The organism is Nonomuraea rosea, from assembly GCF_039539705.1.
Lineage (GTDB): Bacteria > Actinomycetota > Actinomycetes > Streptosporangiales > Streptosporangiaceae > Nonomuraea > Nonomuraea rosea.
The window spans coordinates 126,687-142,706 of sequence record NZ_BAABDQ010000030.1 but is presented as its reverse complement, the minus strand read 5'-3'; the positions used below and the strand labels follow the sequence as shown (position 1 = coordinate 142,706).

Annotated in this window: 15 protein-coding genes; 8 read left to right on the top strand and 7 right to left on the bottom strand. The window is 69.8% G+C overall.

Annotated elements, in window-relative coordinates; all coding sequences use genetic code 11:
- The first annotated feature begins 59 nt into the window (after positions 1–59).
- Genes ABEA43_RS46575 through ABEA43_RS46565 form a run of 3 tightly spaced genes read left to right on the top strand, consistent with a single transcriptional unit; the run spans position 60 to position 1,982 of the window.
- Positions 60–815, top strand: coding sequence for a MerR family transcriptional regulator (locus tag ABEA43_RS46575; RefSeq protein ID WP_345572507.1), 756 nt, complete (start codon positions 60–62; stop codon positions 813–815).
- Between the two features lie 52 nt (positions 816–867).
- A complete protein-coding gene (locus ABEA43_RS46570) occupies positions 868–1,176 on the top strand; it encodes an ArsR/SmtB family transcription factor (RefSeq protein WP_345572506.1) in 309 nt (102 codons plus the stop codon).
- Positions 1,173–1,982, top strand: coding sequence for an SRPBCC family protein (locus ABEA43_RS46565; protein WP_345572505.1), 810 nt, complete (start codon positions 1,173–1,175; stop codon positions 1,980–1,982). The genes ABEA43_RS46570 and ABEA43_RS46565 overlap by 4 nt, the downstream gene beginning before the upstream one ends.
- Positions 1,983–2,040: 58 nt before the next feature.
- Here the strand turns inward: ABEA43_RS46565 and ABEA43_RS46560 are convergent, their stop codons facing one another.
- From ABEA43_RS46560 to purB, 3 genes are all read right to left on the bottom strand, one after another.
- Complete coding sequence (locus ABEA43_RS46560) at positions 2,041–3,054, bottom strand: DUF4037 domain-containing protein (protein WP_345572504.1); 1,014 nt, start codon at positions 3,052–3,054, stop codon at positions 2,041–2,043.
- 149 nt (positions 3,055–3,203) lie between these two features.
- Positions 3,204–3,950 (bottom strand): GNAT family N-acetyltransferase, encoded by a 747-nt coding sequence (locus tag ABEA43_RS46555; protein WP_345572503.1) that lies wholly within the window; start codon positions 3,948–3,950, stop codon positions 3,204–3,206.
- The gene (gene purB / locus ABEA43_RS46550; RefSeq protein WP_345572502.1) at positions 3,947–5,377 is read right to left on the bottom strand and encodes an adenylosuccinate lyase; all 1,431 of its coding nucleotides are present in this window, start codon (positions 5,375–5,377) and stop codon (positions 3,947–3,949) included. Before purB ends, ABEA43_RS46555 begins: the two co-directional genes overlap by 4 nt.
- A 141-nt stretch (positions 5,378–5,518) precedes the next feature.
- Here purB and ABEA43_RS46545 point away from each other — a divergent pair, with 141 nt between their 5' ends.
- A complete protein-coding gene (locus ABEA43_RS46545; RefSeq protein ID WP_345572501.1) occupies positions 5,519–5,713 on the top strand; it encodes a CsbD family protein in 195 nt (64 codons plus the stop codon).
- Between the two features lie 552 nt (positions 5,714–6,265).
- Here ABEA43_RS46545 and ABEA43_RS46540 read toward each other — a convergent pair.
- Complete coding sequence (locus ABEA43_RS46540; RefSeq protein WP_345572500.1) at positions 6,266–6,409, bottom strand: hypothetical protein; 144 nt, start codon at positions 6,407–6,409, stop codon at positions 6,266–6,268.
- Positions 6,410–6,559: 150 nt separating this feature from the next.
- Here ABEA43_RS46540 and ABEA43_RS46535 point away from each other — a divergent pair, with 150 nt between their 5' ends.
- Complete coding sequence (locus ABEA43_RS46535) at positions 6,560–7,078, top strand: DUF4760 domain-containing protein (protein WP_345572499.1); 519 nt, start codon at positions 6,560–6,562, stop codon at positions 7,076–7,078.
- A gap of 56 nt (positions 7,079–7,134) precedes the next feature.
- Here the strand turns inward: ABEA43_RS46535 and ABEA43_RS46530 are convergent, their stop codons facing one another.
- A complete protein-coding gene (locus ABEA43_RS46530) occupies positions 7,135–7,782 on the bottom strand; it encodes a DUF1707 SHOCT-like domain-containing protein (protein ID WP_345572498.1) in 648 nt (215 codons plus the stop codon).
- Between the two features lie 175 nt (positions 7,783–7,957).
- On the opposite strand from ABEA43_RS46530, the gene ABEA43_RS46525 reads away from it, so the two are divergent.
- Together ABEA43_RS46525 and ABEA43_RS46520 are read left to right on the top strand one after the other, a co-directional pair.
- The gene (locus ABEA43_RS46525; RefSeq protein WP_345572497.1) at positions 7,958–9,112 is read left to right on the top strand and encodes an RtcB family protein; all 1,155 of its coding nucleotides are present in this window, start codon (positions 7,958–7,960) and stop codon (positions 9,110–9,112) included.
- A 25-nt stretch (positions 9,113–9,137) separates the two neighbouring features.
- Positions 9,138–9,671: a hypothetical protein gene (locus ABEA43_RS46520; protein ID WP_345572529.1), complete on the top strand. Its 534-nt coding sequence runs from the start codon at positions 9,138–9,140 to the stop codon at positions 9,669–9,671.
- A 103-nt stretch (positions 9,672–9,774) separates the two neighbouring features.
- Here the strand turns inward: ABEA43_RS46520 and ABEA43_RS46515 are convergent, their stop codons facing one another.
- Positions 9,775–13,773 (bottom strand): S8 family peptidase, encoded by a 3,999-nt coding sequence (locus ABEA43_RS46515; RefSeq protein WP_345572528.1) that lies wholly within the window; start codon positions 13,771–13,773, stop codon positions 9,775–9,777.
- 165 nt (positions 13,774–13,938) lie between these two features.
- Here ABEA43_RS46515 and ABEA43_RS46510 point away from each other — a divergent pair, with 165 nt between their 5' ends.
- Complete coding sequence (locus ABEA43_RS46510) at positions 13,939–14,934, top strand: helix-turn-helix domain-containing protein (protein WP_345572496.1); 996 nt, start codon at positions 13,939–13,941, stop codon at positions 14,932–14,934.
- 42 nt (positions 14,935–14,976) lie between these two features.
- Here the strand turns inward: ABEA43_RS46510 and ABEA43_RS46505 are convergent, their stop codons facing one another.
- Positions 14,977–15,921, bottom strand: a complete 945-nt coding sequence (locus tag ABEA43_RS46505; protein WP_345572495.1) for a methionyl-tRNA formyltransferase — start codon at positions 15,919–15,921, stop codon at positions 14,977–14,979.
- Positions 15,922–16,020 lie beyond the last annotated feature (99 nt).

Below are 16,020 nucleotides of genomic sequence, written 5' to 3'. Positions count from 1 at the left end.
GAGTCCAGCCAGGCCCCGAACTTGACCCTCACCCAACGTCACCCGGCAAAGTGGAAGACATGAGCTTCTCCGTGGGACAGGTCGCCAGACTGGCCGGCATCACCGTACGCACCCTGCACCACTACGACGAGATCGGCCTGCTCACCCCCGGAGAACGCACCAGCGCCGGCTACCGCCGCTACACCGACGACGACCTCACCCGCCTGCAGCAGATCCTGCTCTACCGCGAGCTCGGCTTCGGCCTCGACGAGATCACCGTCATCCTCGACGAACCCCGCACCGACGAGCTCACCCACCTGCGCCGCCAGCACGAGCTCCTCACCCGCAAAGCCGAACGCATCCACGAAGTCATCGCCGCCGTCGAACGCGCCATGCAGGCCCGCACCCAGAACATCGCCCTGACCCCGCAAGAACGCCTGGAAGTGTTCGGCGGCTTCCAGCCCGAAGACCACGACGCAGAAGCCGAACGCCGCTGGGGCTCCACCGACCAGTACGCCCAAAGCCGCCGCCGCGTCGCCACCTACACCAAAGCCGACTGGCTCCAGCTCCGAGCCGAAGGCGAAAGCATCGCCGCCGACCTCGTCGCCGCCTACAAAGCCGGCCTGCCCGCCGACGGCGAACACGCCATGGACCTCGCCGAACGCCACCGCGGCCACATCACCCGCTGGTTCTACACCTGCACCTACGAGATCCACCGCTGCCTCGGCGACATGTACCCCCAAGACCCCCGCTTCACCGCCACCTACGACGAGCTCGCCCCCGGGCTGGCCGACTACGTACGCCACGCCATCCACGCCAACGCCCGCCGCGCCTGACCTCTCCTACATGCCCTTGCGGGCATATACTCGCCCGGGTATATTCACACCCATGCGCTTCGACGTGCTCGCAGAACCCGCCCGCCGACACATCCTCGACCTCCTCCTCCAACGCCCCCACCTCGTCGGCGAGCTCACCCACCACCTCGGCCTCACCCAGCCCGCCACCTCCAAACACCTGCGCGCCCTCCGCGAGGCCGGCCTCGTCACCGTCCGCAAAGACGCCCAACGACGCTGGTACGAACTCCGCCCCCAACCCCTCGCCGACATCGACGCCTGGCTCACCCCCTACAGAAAACTCTGGACCAACAGCCTCGACCTCCTCGAACACCACCTCGACACCATGGAAGACGAACGATGAACGACAACCTCACCATCCACCCCGACGGCCGCACCACCCTGCGCATGCAACGCCGCCTCCCCCACCCACCGGCCAAAGTCTGGCGCGCCATCACCCAGCCAGAACACCTCGCCCACTGGTTCCCCGCCAACATCACCATCGACGGCGACCGCATCACCTACGGCTTCGGCCCGCAAGGCCACATCACCGAGCTCGACCCACCCCACGTCTTCGCCCACACCTGGGGCGACGACGAACTGCGCTGGGAGCTCCACCCCGACGGCGACGGCAGCATCCTCACCCTCACCCACACCTTCACCGACCTCCACGGCGCAGCCAGCTTCGCCGCCGGCTGGCACACCTGCATCCAAGCCCTGCTCGCCCACCTCGACGAACGCCCCGCCCACCACCCCGCAAGCACCGCCCGCCTGCACGAGGACTACATCGCCATCCTCGGCCTCGACCCAGCCACCACCGCCCACGGCGACACCGATGGCGACACCGATGGCGACACCGTACGCCTCGAACGCCAGCTCACCCGCCACGCCGACCACGTCTGGCGCGTACTCGACGGCCACCACGCCACCCCCGGCCAGACGCCACCCGCACCTTTCACGCCACCCGGCCTCCAGCCCGGCCCCGTCACCCGAGCCGAAAGCGGCAAACTCCTGGAGTACGACATCCCGGGCGGCACCGTCCGCTGGGAGCTCACCGAAGGCACCGGCCACGGCGCCCGCCTCATCATCACCTGCACCGGCGCCGCCCCCACCACCCTCGGCGCCTGGCGCAACCACACAGCGGAGCTGGCCTCGTCCCTCGTTGATTAGGGTGTAAAGGAGTAAGAGGGAAAAACAGCACAGCCCACCACCTTTACAATGTAGATCACTAAGCGCCGAGACCCAGTACCGCCGCCGTCATCACCCGCGCCCGCCCCGGCGCCACCAGCAGCTCCGTCGAATCCGACAGCTGATCCACACACCCCGCCACCGGCAGCCCCCTGATCACCGGATCGGCCACCGACGCCAGCAACGCCTCGGCGAACCGGTCCCCGCCGATCACCTCGAACGGCCGGTCATGAAACCCCCGCACCCGCTCATCCAGCCGTTCGGCCAGCGCCATCCGGTTCTGCAACGCCGCCACCCGCGCGTACGCCGCCGACAGTCCCTCCTGCCGATCCCGCCACGACCGCGCGGCCACCGCCGCACCGAGCGACTCACCCAGCTCCGTCGAGCCCGGCATCCGCGCCAGCGCACTGCCCAGCCATTTCGCGTACGGCGGATAGCGCCGCCGCAGCAGCAGCGCCAGACGCATCACCTCACGCGCCAGCCGCACCCCCACCACCGCCGAGCCCAGCTCGTCACCCACCTCACCGCACCGGGCGGGGAACGGCTCATCCTGCGCGATCCGCCGCCACTGACAGGCCAGCACGTAACGCCACACGTCCTCCGGATACCACCGCAACGCCGCCCGCGCCGCCTCCAGCCCGCCACCGGGCAGCCCGTCGTGGAACACCTCGCCCCGCGTCACCTCGGCCAGCCGCTGCCACGGCGCCGACAACCAGTCCAGCAACGACACCCCGGGCCGCGGATCGAACCCGAGCTGCTCCACCAGCCACGACCCCAAGTCCGCCACCGTCACCCCGGGCCGCGACCGCCCGTGATAGTCGAACACGGTCGGGAAACCCTGAAAACGTTCAGGCAGCGCGGCCGCCACCTTCGCCTCGACCTCGGCCACCGCCTCCGCCGCCACGAACAGCAGCACCCGCGGCCCCCAGTCATGATCGGCCGAACGCGCGGTGTCGAACGCCAGCACCTCGGACCCCGGCCCGATCAACGCGGCGCTGTGGGCCACGCCCGGCACCAGCGGCGCCACCACCTCGCCATAGAAAGCGCGCGACAACTCAATACCAGGTACAAAATTGGACATCACGCCGTCAACTCTGCCCCAGCGCCGCCCGAACCTCACCAGGTTTTCCGCGCCACCCACCCATACCCCCGCCCTGCGCGATCGCCGGCCGGACGGCCACCGCCGCCATGCGCGGGCGAGGGTCAGCCCACCGCGTGGGCGGCCAGCAATCGGCGCCGCCGATACCCGATCCGCTCATAGAGGGCGATGGCCGCCGCGTTGTCGTCGTTCACCATCAACGCCGCCCGCCCATACTGCTGCACCAGCTCACCCGACACCCACCGGCACACCCGCTCGGCCAGCCCGCGCCCGCGAAACCGCGCCCCGGTCGCCACGCCCGCCAGCAGCCCCACCGTCGGCGCCGACCACGCGTCGGCGGCCACCGACGCCAGCCGCCCGCCGACGCGTAACCCCGCCCAGCGCCGCACCCCGGCCACCCCGGGCGCCGCGTAGGAGTCCGGCGCGTCCGCCGCCAGCAACGCCGCGATCTCCGCATCGGCGCCACCATCCAGCCACCCCACCGCACCGGGCACACGGTCCGCACCACCCACCGTGCCGTCCAGGCTCATCCAGGAGAACTCCCCGCTCACCGCCAGCCCGTCCACCGCAGCCGTCACCGCCCGCACCAGCCCCGCCTCCCCGAACGGCCGGAAGGACGGCCCCACCTCCCCCAGCGCATGCCGGACCAGCTCAGCCGCGCACCCGGGACCGCCCCACACCGCCAGCCGATCCCGCCGCGAAATCCGCGGGCAGGCGGCCACCACGGCGTCGCCCGCCGCCCACACCCGGGCGCCGCACGCGTCGGTCATGCCCTGCGCCGCCCACATCACCAGATCGTCGTCACCGCACGCGGCCCGCACCTGATCGGCCAGACGCAGCTCACGGATCACAAGATGGCGCCGGGACGGTACGAGGCCGCCTCCGGATGCGCCGTCACGATCTCGCCCACCTGCTGCGAGACCGCCTCCACCTGATCGGCCGCCGCCCCGGTGAACGACACCCGATCGGCCAGCAGCCCCTGCAGCGCCGCACGGTCCAGCGGGAAACGCTCATCGGCGGCCAGCCGGTCGAGCAGCTCGTTCGCGGCACCGCGCGAGCGCATCGCCAGCGCCGACGCGACCGCGTGCTCCTTGATCAGCTCGTGCGCCTGCTCACGGCCCACACCCGCCCGCACCGCCGCCATCAGCATCTTCGTCGTCGCCAGGAACGGCAGGTAGCGGTCCAGCTCGGCCGAGATCACCGCGGGGAACGCGCCGAACTCCTCCAGCACCGTCAGCATCGTCTCCACCAGCCCGTCGAAGGCGAAGAACGCATCCGGCAGCGCGACCCTGCGCACCACCGAGCACGACACGTCGCCCTCGTTCCACTGGTCACCCGCCAGCTCGCCCACCATGGAGGCGTAACCACGCAGCACCACGGCCAGGCCGTTGACGCGCTCGCAGGAGCGGGTGTTCATCTTGTGCGGCATCGCCGAGGAGCCGACCTGGCCCTCCTTGAAGCCCTCGGTGACCAGCTCGTGCCCGGCCATCAGCCGGATCGTCTTGGCCAGCGACGACGGCGCCGCCGCCAGCTGCACCAGCGCGGTCACCACCTCGAAGTCCAGCGACCGCGGATAGACCTGCCCCACGCTGGTGAACCGGTGCGCGAACCCCAGGTGCGCGGCCACCCGCCCCTCCAGCTCCGCCAGCTTGGCGCGGTCGCCGCCCAAAAGGTCGAGCATGTCCTGCGAGGTGCCCACCGGACCCTTGATCCCGCGCAGCGGATAACGGGCGATCAGCTCCTCCAGCCGCCGATAGGCCACCAGCAGCTCATCGGCCGCCGAGGCGAACCGCTTGCCCAGCGTCGTCGCCTGCGCCGCCACGTTGTGCGACCGGCCCGCGACCACCGTCGCCTCATGCTCCTCGGCCAGCGTCGCCAGGCGGGCCAGCAACGCCACCACCCGGTCGCGTACCAGCAGGAGACTGTCACGCACCTGGAGCTGCTCGACGTTCTCGGTCAGGTCGCGCGAGGTCATGCCCTTGTGCACCTGCTCGTGACCGGCCAGCGCGTTGAACTCCTCGATGCGCGCCTTCACATCGTGCCGGGAGATCCGCTCCCGCGCCGCGATCGACTCCAGATCGACCTGCTCGACCACCTTGTCGTAGTCGTCGATCGCCCCTTCGGGCACCGCGATCCCCAGCTCCGCCTGCGCCCGCACCACCGCCAGCCACAACCGCCGCTCAGCGATGATCTTGTAGTCGGGCGACCACAGACGGGTCAGGTCCGGCGAGGCGTAGCGAGCGGCCAGGACATCAGGGATACGCGGCTTGGAAGTCACGTTGGACAAGTCTATTCACCAGCCTCCCCTCACCCGCCCTGAGGTCCTCACCAGTTCCGGCCCAGGACCGAAACCACGTTTTCGTCCCTGCTGGCCGGAAAGTACAAGGGGTCGCAGGAACACGACACGAAAGGCATGGACATGAGCGCCAACGACAAGATCCGCAACAAGGCCCAGGAGCTCAAGGGACGAGCGAAGGAGAACATCGGCGACGCGACCGACGACCAGGACCTGCGGGCCGAAGGGCGTACCGACCAGGCCAAGGGCGGCCTGAAGCAGGCTGGCGAAAAGGCCAAGGACGCCGGCAAGAAGGTCAAGGACGCCTTCAAGAAGTGACGCCCGCTCCGGCGTCGGAGCACAAGAAGCCGGGCTGAACAGTCCCGCCCTGGCCGGTCCGGCTCCCCCCGGCGCGTCCGGTACGACCTCGACGTGGCGACCAACTAGCACCCACGGACGCATCGAGGCCAACATAGAGCGCGTACGGCTCCACCAACGGGCCGTGCGGGCTGTCCGACGGGCCGGCGACCCCTCGGCCTCGACGTTCAACGAGATGCTCACCCTCATCGGCGCCGGCCACGGCGCCTTCCCCGTCGGCGCCCCAGGCCAGGCGCTACTACGCGCGGCCCGACGTCGCCTACATCCCCATCAGCCACGCCCCGCCACTGCAGTGGGGCCTGCTGTGGCGGGCCGACAGGGCGACGGCCCGGGTCCGCCCGTTCGCCGAGGCTGTCCATGACCTTGTCAGCTCTTCTTGAACGGCGGGGTCGTCGGTTTCAGAGGATCCGTCGCCTTTACAATGTAGATTTCTAAGTGCGCTGTATCGAGGTGACGCATCGTAGCGAGGGTGCGGAATCGCCGGGACGAGCCCCTACTCTGCGTGATGCTCTCTTATGAGGCGCTCTTATTGATCGACGCGATGAGCTCGCCCAAGAGCTCGTTGGTCTTTCTGGCCTGTTCGAGGTTCTCCCGGAGCAGATCGATCATCGCGTCATAGCGCACCATGGTGTCTTCGTACATGTTGGCTCTGGCCATGTTCCCCAGTCCTCTCGAAGCGGACGATAGCGGCCCATGCGGCGATTGTTGCATTGCGCTGGGCGTCGGGACGGCGTTTGCGGACGCGCATTTCGCCTCCCGAAATGATCGCCCCTGGCGCGATGGCGGGACCGCGCGTATTTAGGCAGGGTGGACATTTCCCTCGCTGTGAGCATCGCCAGCGCAGCCGCCGCAGTGGCGGCGGTCGCCATCGCGGTACGGCAGACACGCTCGATGGCCCGCCAAGCGCTCCTGCCGGTGGTGCTGGGCACCTTCCAGGAAGCCCGAAGCCCGGAATGGTTCGAGGCCCGGGACTACATCTTCGAGCGCCTGGCCGAAGACCACTCGCCGGAGCGGGGCGTATCAGGCCTGCCCGATCCCGCCCGCTCCGCGATCCGCAAGATCGGGTTCTTGTTCGACAACGCCGGGCTGCTCATCGCCCACGGAGCGGTGTCCGAAGAGCTCATTCTCGGCTTCTTCGGGGAGAGTATTCCGAAGTTCTGGGAGATTCTGGCGCCCTTTATCCGCAGGGAAGCGGAGATCCGGCATATGGGATACATGGTGTTCTTCGAGCACTTGGTCGTCCGGGCTCAAATGCGCTCGACCGACGATATCCGGCGCGATCTCGGGCTTCGCCAGCTTGGCGACGATCAGCCGCCATCGGCGTAGCCGTACCAGGCGCTCGGGCCGGCGGCCTCGTACAGAGGGAGGGCCGGTGCCGTCGCTCAATGCCCCTGAGCGCGTCGCTGCCCTCGGCGTTCCCAGCTGTTCGAGTGGCGGATGACCACGCCTCCGGCGCCGCCGCTGCCGGTGAGGCGGACCTGCGGCGTTCCTGGGAGACGCTCCGGCGTGGTCTTGTCCCTGAAGCCGCCGAGTCCCGGATTCATCTGCGAGGTCTCCGCCACCCACCCGTCGGGGATGATGATCGTGACACCGCCGGTCTGCCCGTGCACTTCTATCGCGATCTCGGGCAGCCGGCATGAGGTCTGGGTGAAGTCGAGCTTGACGCTGCCCATGCCGCCGTACACGGTGATCTGCGGGGGCACCCGCCACTGCCCGGTCCGGGACGCGCCGTTCATGCCGCCCTTGAGGACGAGCGGCTCCAGAGGAATATCCGGCGGCAGATCGGCGGTGAGGGGCGCCAGGTCGGCGTAGGTCTTGGCGTTCAGCGCCAGATCCAGCCGCACTTCCAGCTCGCTGAAGTCGAGCCGGCCTTCGGCCGCCGCCGTGTTCAGCCGCTCCACCACCGCTTCGCGCTCGTCATGCGAGACACGGATCCCGTCGGGGCGGAAGGGGGTTGGCTGCTGACTCTCGCCCATGGTGTTCGCTTTCGGGTAAGGGGTGACCGCCCGCCGGAAATTTCGGGAAATCATCACCATACCTCCGCAACCACGATCATGCGGGCCCCAAACGATCATGGCTAGGGCGCTCGAAACCGGCCACGTCCTCGGGCCTCGGACCCCGGCTTCTCCCAACAAACCAGTAGCGATCATCACGTTCCAGTCGCGTACGCTGCCACGAGATCATCGAGCAGAAGGGCGGCCCGTCATGCCGCAGCAGGTAGCACCCGGCCTCATCTCCTGGGCGAGCGACATCGAGCCGGGCACCATCGAACAAGCCGCCCGCGCCGCCCGCCTGCCCTTCGTCCCCAGCCACGTCGCGCTGATGCCCGACGCGCACATCGGCATGGGCGCCACCGTCGGCTCCGTCATCCCCACGCAGGGCGCCATCATCCCCTCGGCCGTGGGCGTGGACATCGGCTGCGGCATGGTCGCCACCGAAACCGACCTGACCGCCGCGGACCTGCCCGACACCCTGGCCGCGCTCATGCCGCTCATCGAGCAGCGCATCCCGGCCGGCGTCGGCCAGGGCCATGGTGACCCGCGCACCGACGCCTCGCTCGACGCGGTCGGCACGCCGCACACCTCCTTGACGAGCAAGCAGGAGCGCACGGTCATCTCCCAGTTCGGGACGCTCGGCTCCGGCAACCACTTCGTCGAGGTCTGCCTGGACGAGCGCGATCACGTGTGGACGGTGCTGCACTCCGGCTCGCGCGGCATCGGCAACCAGCTCGCCACCATGCACATCGGCGCGGCCAAGAAGCTGATGGCCCAGTACTTCATCACACTGGAAGACCCGGACCTGGCCTACCTCGTCCAGGGAACCCCGCAGTTCACCGCCTACATCGAGGACATGCTGTGGGCCCAGCGCTACGCCATGGCCTCACGCGCCCGCATGGCCGAAGTGCTGGTCGCCTCCCTGTTCCAGATCGTCGGCCACGGTTCCGCCCTGCGCACGATCAACGCCCACCACAACTTCACCCAGATGGAACGCCACCACGGCCGCGACATGTGGATCACCCGCAAGGGAGCCATCAAGGCCGATGCCGGAGACGAGGGCATCATCCCCGGCTCGATGGGCACCCGCTCCTACATCGTGACCGGGCTGGGCAGCGCCGCCTCGTACCACTCCTGCTCCCACGGCGCAGGGCGGCGCATGTCGCGTACTGAGGCGCGCAAGAAGCTCACCGCCGCGTCGCTCGCCGAGGTCATGGGCACCCGCACCTGGAACGCCGACCGCGCCGGGGCTCTGGTGGACGAGCACCCGGAGGCGTACAAGTCGATCGACCAGGTCATGGAGGATCAGAAGGACCTCGTCACCGTGCAGCACACGCTGCGTCAGGTCTTCAACTACAAGGGCTGATCCCGCGATCAAACCGTTGATCGTGATGCAGAACCTTTACCGGTGCTTCGGAGTCAAAGCAGACATGATGAAGACGATGATCGGGGCCTCCCTCCTTGCCGGCTCGCTGCTGGTCTCCGGCGCCACAGCGGCGGTCGCCCAGGCGAAGCCGACGACGCTCGGTGCCTACGGTTACGGTGCCGTCAAGCTCGGCATGACCGCCAAGCAGGCCACGGCGACGGGGGCTGTGGCCAAGAAGATGCCCGGCGGCGGCGGCTGCTCCGGCTGGGACCTGAAGAAGTTCCCGACTCCGAAGGACTCGGTGGGCATCTACATCTCGCCGCGCGTGGGGCTGGCCGCCATTTTCGCCCAGAAGGGGATGCAGACTCCCGAAGGCATCAAGATCGGCTCCACCGCCAAGCAGTTGAAGGCCGCCTACCCGCACATCAAGCAGGACGTCCACGACTACTACGTGATCAAGGTCCCCGGCAACAAGAAGGCTTACTACAGCTTCGGCGTCACGCGCGGCAAGGTCACCGAGTACGGCATCGCGCTCTACAAGCAAGATTGCTTCAACTAGACGATCTCGGTGCGGGCTTGCGTCTTGGTCACGCGACCAGGACGCAAGCCCGCGCCTTTACAATGTAGATCAGCTTATTCGGTTCATGTGCGGGCCGACGAGATTATCTGACCAGGTAGGCGTCGGCGATCACCTGCTCGACCGAGTTGCCGTCCTTGTCCCTCGCCCCCACCTTGATCGACACGCTGCCCGGCCCCTTGGGGTTGAGCGCGAGCACCTTGCCGCCGGGCAGCACCGTGGCCTTGGCCCAGTGCGCGCCCCGGTCAGCGGAGATCCAGACGTTCCGGACAGACGGCGACCGGCCGCCCTCGGCCTTGACGGTGAAGGTGAACAGGCCGCCCCCCTTCACGGTGTCGTCCGCGGGCAGCTTCAGCTCGTACGTGAGCCTGATCATCGGCACCTGGGCGCACGGCTGCTCGTCGCCCCACAGCACGGTGTCCAGGCAGGGGAACGTCGCGTCGCCGGCGGCCGGCCGCGCCGAGCGGAACGTCCACGTCGACTCGACGCTGGTGCCGCCGTGCTCGCCGGTGAACCCGTCCTTCCACGAGTCCGTCAGCCGGTACGTCCCCGGCCCGGCGGGCACGGTGTAGTAGGGCACGCCCAGGTCGTCGTACTGCGCCGTGACCTCGGTGTCCCCGCTGAACAGGCGCACCTCCTCCGTACCGGGAGCGCCCTGGTAGGTATGGCTGGGATCGGAGGCGTCGGCGTAGTAGCCGAAGCCCACCGGGCTGAGCGCCCGCAGCCGCAGCCGGTCGCCCTGACGGCATCCGTCGCAGTAGACGCCCGGATCGAACTCCCAGCCGGGCAGGTCCGGCCCCGGCGTGAACTGCGTGGGCAGGATGACCTCGTTCCAGTCCTCCCGCTCCTGGCCGGCGCGGGCGAAGCCGCGGTAGGACGCGGCGGCGCGCCCGTCGGCCGAGGCGGGGTCGTAGAAGGAGTAGCCGCGCTCCCACAGCACGTCCCGCCCGGTCACGTTGTAGTACTCGGTCCTGGCCGTCGGCCCGGAGAAGGCGTGCGAGCCCCGGATGCTGAAGCGCTGCTCGTCGGTGTAGGTGTGGTCGACCTCGGTGAAGTCCGAATACGGGCCGAAGGCGCCCTGCTTCGGGGCGAACCGCGCGTGGTACGTGGTGTCGATCTCGACGAGGTCGCGGGCCTTCGGCGCGTAGCTCAGCCGCCCCGCCGTGGCGCCCTTCACGTAGTAGGCCATCTTGTACTCGTACGAGGCCGTCGGCGTGACCCGCAGAGCGGCGTTCAGGTACGGCTTGCGGGCCAGCGCCTGGCCGAGCTGATCGGCCTCGGCGCTGTCGACCCACAGGATCGGCAGCTTGTTGTGCGCCGCGTACACCTCGGAGGACAGCAGCCAGGCGAACCGGTCGCTGGTCACCACCCCCGCCGCCTGCCCCTTGATGGCCAGGTCCAGGTCCGCCAGCAGCAACGGCAGCGAGTCCCTGGCCGGGAGGTGGAGGAGCTTGCCGCGCACGTCCGCGCCGCCGCGCAGGTCCTCGCCGGTGGCCAGGCTCAGCCGCCGGTCCGCCGCGAACTTGGGCACCCGCGCGTCGTGCTCGCTGACGTAGACGGGCCGCAGCTTGACGCCCGGCACGGTCAGCTCGACCTCCGGGGTGCGGTGGATCTGGTCGAACAGCAGCAGGGACGAGCCCACCGTGGGCGCCTTCTTGACCGGCGTGACCCAGAATCTGCCCCTGTTGACCGGCTCGTAGCTGAGCAGCGCCGCGCCCGCGTACAGCTTGCCCGAGGCCGTCGTGCGGGTGGGCATCACGTTGAGGAACACCGGCTCCGACGGGCGCGGCGTGGTGATCTGGATCGGCTCGACGTCGGTCGCGTCCAGGGTCACCGTGGTGTCGGCGTCCAGCTTGACCTCGGGGGCGAGCAGCAGGGCGTACTGGAGGTCGCGGTCCGGCTTGGTGAACCACCAGGGCATGGCGGAGATGGAGTACACGCCGCCGTGGGCCAGCTTGAACGCGGTCTCCACCGTGCCGGGCGTGTCCGTGGCCCGCCAGGCCGGCCCGTACACGGTCATCGGCTCGCCTTCGAGCAGCGGGTCGGTGTCGCTGACCCGCAGGGCGGTGGCGGTGTCCGGGTTCAGCGTCCACTCGGGCCTGCCGACCATCCTGACGCGAACGGTGTTCATCTTGGCCTGCTTGCGGAACGCGATCGGCGCGGTCAGCCTGGCCGTGCCCGCCGTGCCCGCCGTGCCCGCCGTGCCCGCCGTGCCCGCCGTGCCCGCCGTGCCCGCCATGCCCGCGGTGGCCGTCAGGCGGCCCTCGTACCAGCCGGCGTCGCCGAGCGACGGCTCGATGGTCAGGTCCGCGCTCGCGGTGCCACCCGCGGGGACGGTCAGCGACGACGGGGTGAGCGTGGCCATCCCGGCGGGCGGGTCCGCGTCGCCGCGCTTCAGCGCCAGCTTCAGATCCAGCGTGACGGGGTCCTTGCCGGTGTTGCGGAAGGTGACCTTCCTGCTCAGCGTCTGTCCGGTGTACGGGTCGGTGAACCCGGCGTGCACCGTCGCGAGGTCGTCGAACACCTGCTGGGTGACGGCCTGCCCGATGTCGAGCCGGCCGGCGCCCTGCTCGTAGACGGTCGCCGCACCCGGCTCGGCGGTGCCCGTCAGCGCGGTCTTGAGCTGGCCGGCCGTCCAGTCGGGGTGCTGGGCGGCCAGGATGCCCGCCGACGCCGCCACGTGCGGGGTGGCCATCGAGGTGCCGGACGCCGCGGTGTAGTGGTCGTCGATCGGGCCGCCGCCGGGGACGCTGCTGCCCTCGCCCAGCGAGGTGCCCTTCGCGCGGGCCGCGATGATGTTGACGCCGGGCGCGGTGATCTCCGGCTTGATCGCGAAGTCGTCGCCCAGGCGCGGGCCGCGGCTGGAGAACGAGGCGATCTTGTCGGAGGAGTCCACCGCCCCGACGGTCAGCGCCGACGCCGCCGCGCCGGGCGAGGCCACGGTGTAGCGGCCGGGGCCCGAGTTGCCCGCCGCGACCACGAACAGCGTGCCGTATTCGGCGGTCAGGTCGTTGGCCGCCTGGCTCAGCGGGTCGGTGCCGTCGGTCGGGTTGTTGCTGCCCAGGCTCATGTTCACCACCCGGGCGCGGGCGGTGGCCGCCTGCCACTCCATCGCGGCGATGATCTCCGAGTTGTTGCCGCTGCCGGTGTCGTCCAGCGCCTTGGCGATGGTCAGCCGGGCGCCGGGTGCGACGCCCTTGTACTTGCCGTTCGAGGCCGCGCCGCTGCCGGCGATGGTGGAGGCGACGTGAGTGCCGTGGCCCTGCCGGTCGGTGGCGTCGTCCGGGTCGCCGCCGCCCGGCATGCCGGCCGGGACGAAGTTGCGGGCCGCGTCCACGCTGCCCTGGAGGTCGGGGTGCGTGGGGTCGAAGCCGGTGTCGATGACGCCGACCTTGGCGCCGGTGCCGTCGTACCCGGCCGCCCAGGCGGCGGGGGCGCCGACCTGCGGGTTGCTGACGTCGTCGAGCGCCTTCACCTTGCCGTCGAGCCACACCTTGCTCGGGGCGTTCGCCAGCGATCTGGCCTGCCCGAGTGACTGCCAGAACGCGGTGGCCTGCTTCTTGTCCACCTTGATCGCGGCGCCGTCGACGCTCTTCAGGATCAGCGGCTCCGTGCCGCCCTTCAGCGTGCGGGCCTGGGGCGCCAGGTCGCTCGCCTTGGTCTGCGGCCGGTACTGGACGATGAGCGGGAGCTGGGCGGACGTGGCATCGCCATAGCCGTTGGCGGCCAGGTAGTCAACGTTGAACAGCTCCTTGTCCAGCAGGCCGCTGTTGACGTAAGGCCCGGCGTCAGCGGGGATCACGTAGTAGCCGTGATCGTCCTGCTGCGCCTGATACCTCCGCGCCTCGGCCCCCTCGCGGGGGTCCAGGGTGACCGACGCGTGTCCCGCGGCGTCCTTCGCGTAGGTGACGGTGTCCCCGGTGATCAGCGTGATCCTGACCGGCGCCGGTACGGCTGCTTTCGGAGGTGTGACCGCCTTCGCCGGCGGGGTGGCGACGGCCGGTCGGGGGGCGACGACGAGAGGCACGGCGAGGAACGCCGCGAGTAAGGCCCCGAGTCTGCGGCACCGGGGGGTGGACAGCATGCGCACGACAAGCTCCAGACATGAGAAAGACCGGGCATCGAGGCCCGCGCGCGATGGAGATCGTTTCTTCGCTGACCTAATCTGGGAATCTGTCAGGGCACAAGTCCGCCTAACGGGCCAAAACCCGCCAGGTGGCGGCAACCCGCCATTGGGGAGAGGGCGCCAATGCTCGAAGCGATCGGCCTGTCACCGGCCGAGAGCCGCCTGTACGCGGTGCTCGTCGAGAACCCGCGATCCTCCGCCGCCGAGCTCGCCACCCACTGCGGCGTCTCCACCCTCCTGGCCGCCCGCACGCTGGCCGCCTTCGCCCGGCGCGGCCTGGTCAGCAGGCTGCCGGGCCGCCGCGCCCGTTACGTCGCCGTCGCCCCCGACATCGCCATCCGGCCGCTGCTCGCCCGCCAGGAGGACGAGCTCCACCAGGTGCGCACGGCCATCCACGAGCTGACCACGTCCTTCAACCTGGCCTCCCGGTACGCCGCGCACCCGGCCGAGCAGGTCGAGGTCGTCACGGGCACCGACAACATCATCAACCGGGCGTACGCGCTGCAGGACAGCGCCCAGGTCAGGTTCCGCAACATCGACAAGCCCCCGTACGTCATGCGCGGCCACGCCGACAACGTCGAGCGCGAGCGCCGGATGCTCAGGGACGGCATCGACTACCGCAGCGTGTACGACCTGGAGGTGCTGGCGCTCCCCGGCAGGCTGCGGCTCATCCAGGACGCGGCGGCGCACGGCGAGAAGTCGCGCGTGGTGGCCGGGGCGGCGGCCAAGATGTGGATCGCCGACGACGCGCTCGCGCTGATCCCCATCCGCAACGGGGCCTACTCGATCGACGCCGCGTTCATCCTGCACTCCTCCGCGCTGCTCGACGCGCTGATCGCGTTGTTCGAGCACGAATGGCAGCGGGGGTTCCCGTTACGCGCGGCGCGGCCGTCCCCGGCGGGTCCGCCCGGGGAAGAGCCTTCCCCGGGCGGACCCGACGAACTGACCACAGACCTGCTGGCGCTGCTCGCGGGCGGGCTGACGGACGAGGCCATCGCGCGGGCGCTGGGGCTCGGGCTGCGCACGGTGCAGCGCCGCATCCACGCCGTCATGCGGGACCTGAACGCCGTCACCCGCTTCCAGGCGGGGCTGGCGGCCCGGGAACGCGGCTGGATCTGACGGGCCGGATCTGACGGGCCGGATCTGACGGGCCGGAGCCGCTCAGGGGTGGCGGGCCAGGTAGCCGCCCATGGCCTTGAACACCTCATCGGCCGGTAGGTCGGTGCCGTCCTCGGTGCGGACCCGTTCGATCACCAGGCCGTGGCTGCGGCCACGGCGGGCCTCGGCGCCGGCGACGATGACGATGCCGTCGCCTTCGCGGATGAACACCCGGCCGGGCGTGCCACCGTAGATGCCCTGGGAGACCGAGGACTTCAGGACGCGGATGCGCTCGCCCTTGTAGTACGTGAAAGCGTTGGGATAGGGGTCGGACTGGGCCCGCACCAGCCGTTCGATGTCCTCGGCGGGCCAGCTCCAGTCGATGTTGCCGTCCTCGATCGAGCGCTTGTGGAAGAAGCTGGCCCGGGAGCGGTCCTGGGGCGTCCAGTCGGTGCGGCCTGAGGCGATGAGGTCCAGGGCCTCCACGACGATGGGGGCGATGAGGTCGACGGTGCGGTGGAACAGGTCGGTGGTGGTGTCGTCCGGGCCGACCGGGATGGCGCGCTGCGCCACGATGTCCCCCGCGTCCAGTTCGGCGTTCATCATGTGGGCGGTGACGCCGACCTCCTTCTCGCCGTTGATGAGCGCCCAGATGAGCGGGGAGAAGCCGGCGTAGGCCGGAAGCAGCGAGTCGTGCACGTTGAGGATCCCGTGCCGGGGAAGGTTGATGATCTGCGGCGGGATCCAGGTGCGCCAGTTGTTGGCGACGATGAGGTCAGGCTCTACTTCCTTGAGGGTGAGCAGCAGGTCGTCGTCGGGGCGGTTGCGCAGCAGGACCGGGACGTTGTGAGCCTCGGCCAGCTCCGCCACCGAGTCGCTCCAGATCTTCTCGTAGGCGTGGTCGCTCTGGGGGTGGGTGACCGCCAGGACCACGTCGTGCCCGGAGTCCAGCAGGGCTTGAAGGGTGCGATGCCCCCAGGTCTGGTACCCGAACGTCACGACCCGCATCAGCGCTCTCCTTGTGAGGTGAGTGGATAGAGGTTAGGCTCGCTTTAATTAGGTGAGCCTAACCTAAGTCGGACTTTGATTCCACCCATGGACCCGACC

Coding starts and splice junctions, on each gene's coding strand:
- ABEA43_RS46510 (WP_345572496.1), top strand. CDS start 13,939: ATGCTCGAAGCGATCGGCCTGTCACCGGCCGAGAGCCGCCTGTACGCG.
- ABEA43_RS46545 (WP_345572501.1), top strand. CDS start 5,519: ATGAGCGCCAACGACAAGATCCGCAACAAGGCCCAGGAGCTCAAGGGA.
- ABEA43_RS46515 (WP_345572528.1), bottom strand. CDS start 13,773: ATGCTGTCCACCCCCCGGTGCCGCAGACTCGGGGCCTTACTCGCGGCG.
- ABEA43_RS46525 (WP_345572497.1), top strand. CDS start 7,958: ATGCCGCAGCAGGTAGCACCCGGCCTCATCTCCTGGGCGAGCGACATC.
- ABEA43_RS46530 (WP_345572498.1), bottom strand. CDS start 7,782: ATGATTTCCCGAAATTTCCGGCGGGCGGTCACCCCTTACCCGAAAGCG.
- ABEA43_RS46520 (WP_345572529.1), top strand. CDS start 9,138: ATGCAGAACCTTTACCGGTGCTTCGGAGTCAAAGCAGACATGATGAAG.
- ABEA43_RS46575 (WP_345572507.1), top strand. CDS start 60: ATGAGCTTCTCCGTGGGACAGGTCGCCAGACTGGCCGGCATCACCGTA.
- ABEA43_RS46565 (WP_345572505.1), top strand. CDS start 1,173: ATGAACGACAACCTCACCATCCACCCCGACGGCCGCACCACCCTGCGC.
- ABEA43_RS46505 (WP_345572495.1), bottom strand. CDS start 15,921: ATGCGGGTCGTGACGTTCGGGTACCAGACCTGGGGGCATCGCACCCTT.
- ABEA43_RS46540 (WP_345572500.1), bottom strand. CDS start 6,409: ATGGCCAGAGCCAACATGTACGAAGACACCATGGTGCGCTATGACGCG.
- ABEA43_RS46570 (WP_345572506.1), top strand. CDS start 868: ATGCGCTTCGACGTGCTCGCAGAACCCGCCCGCCGACACATCCTCGAC.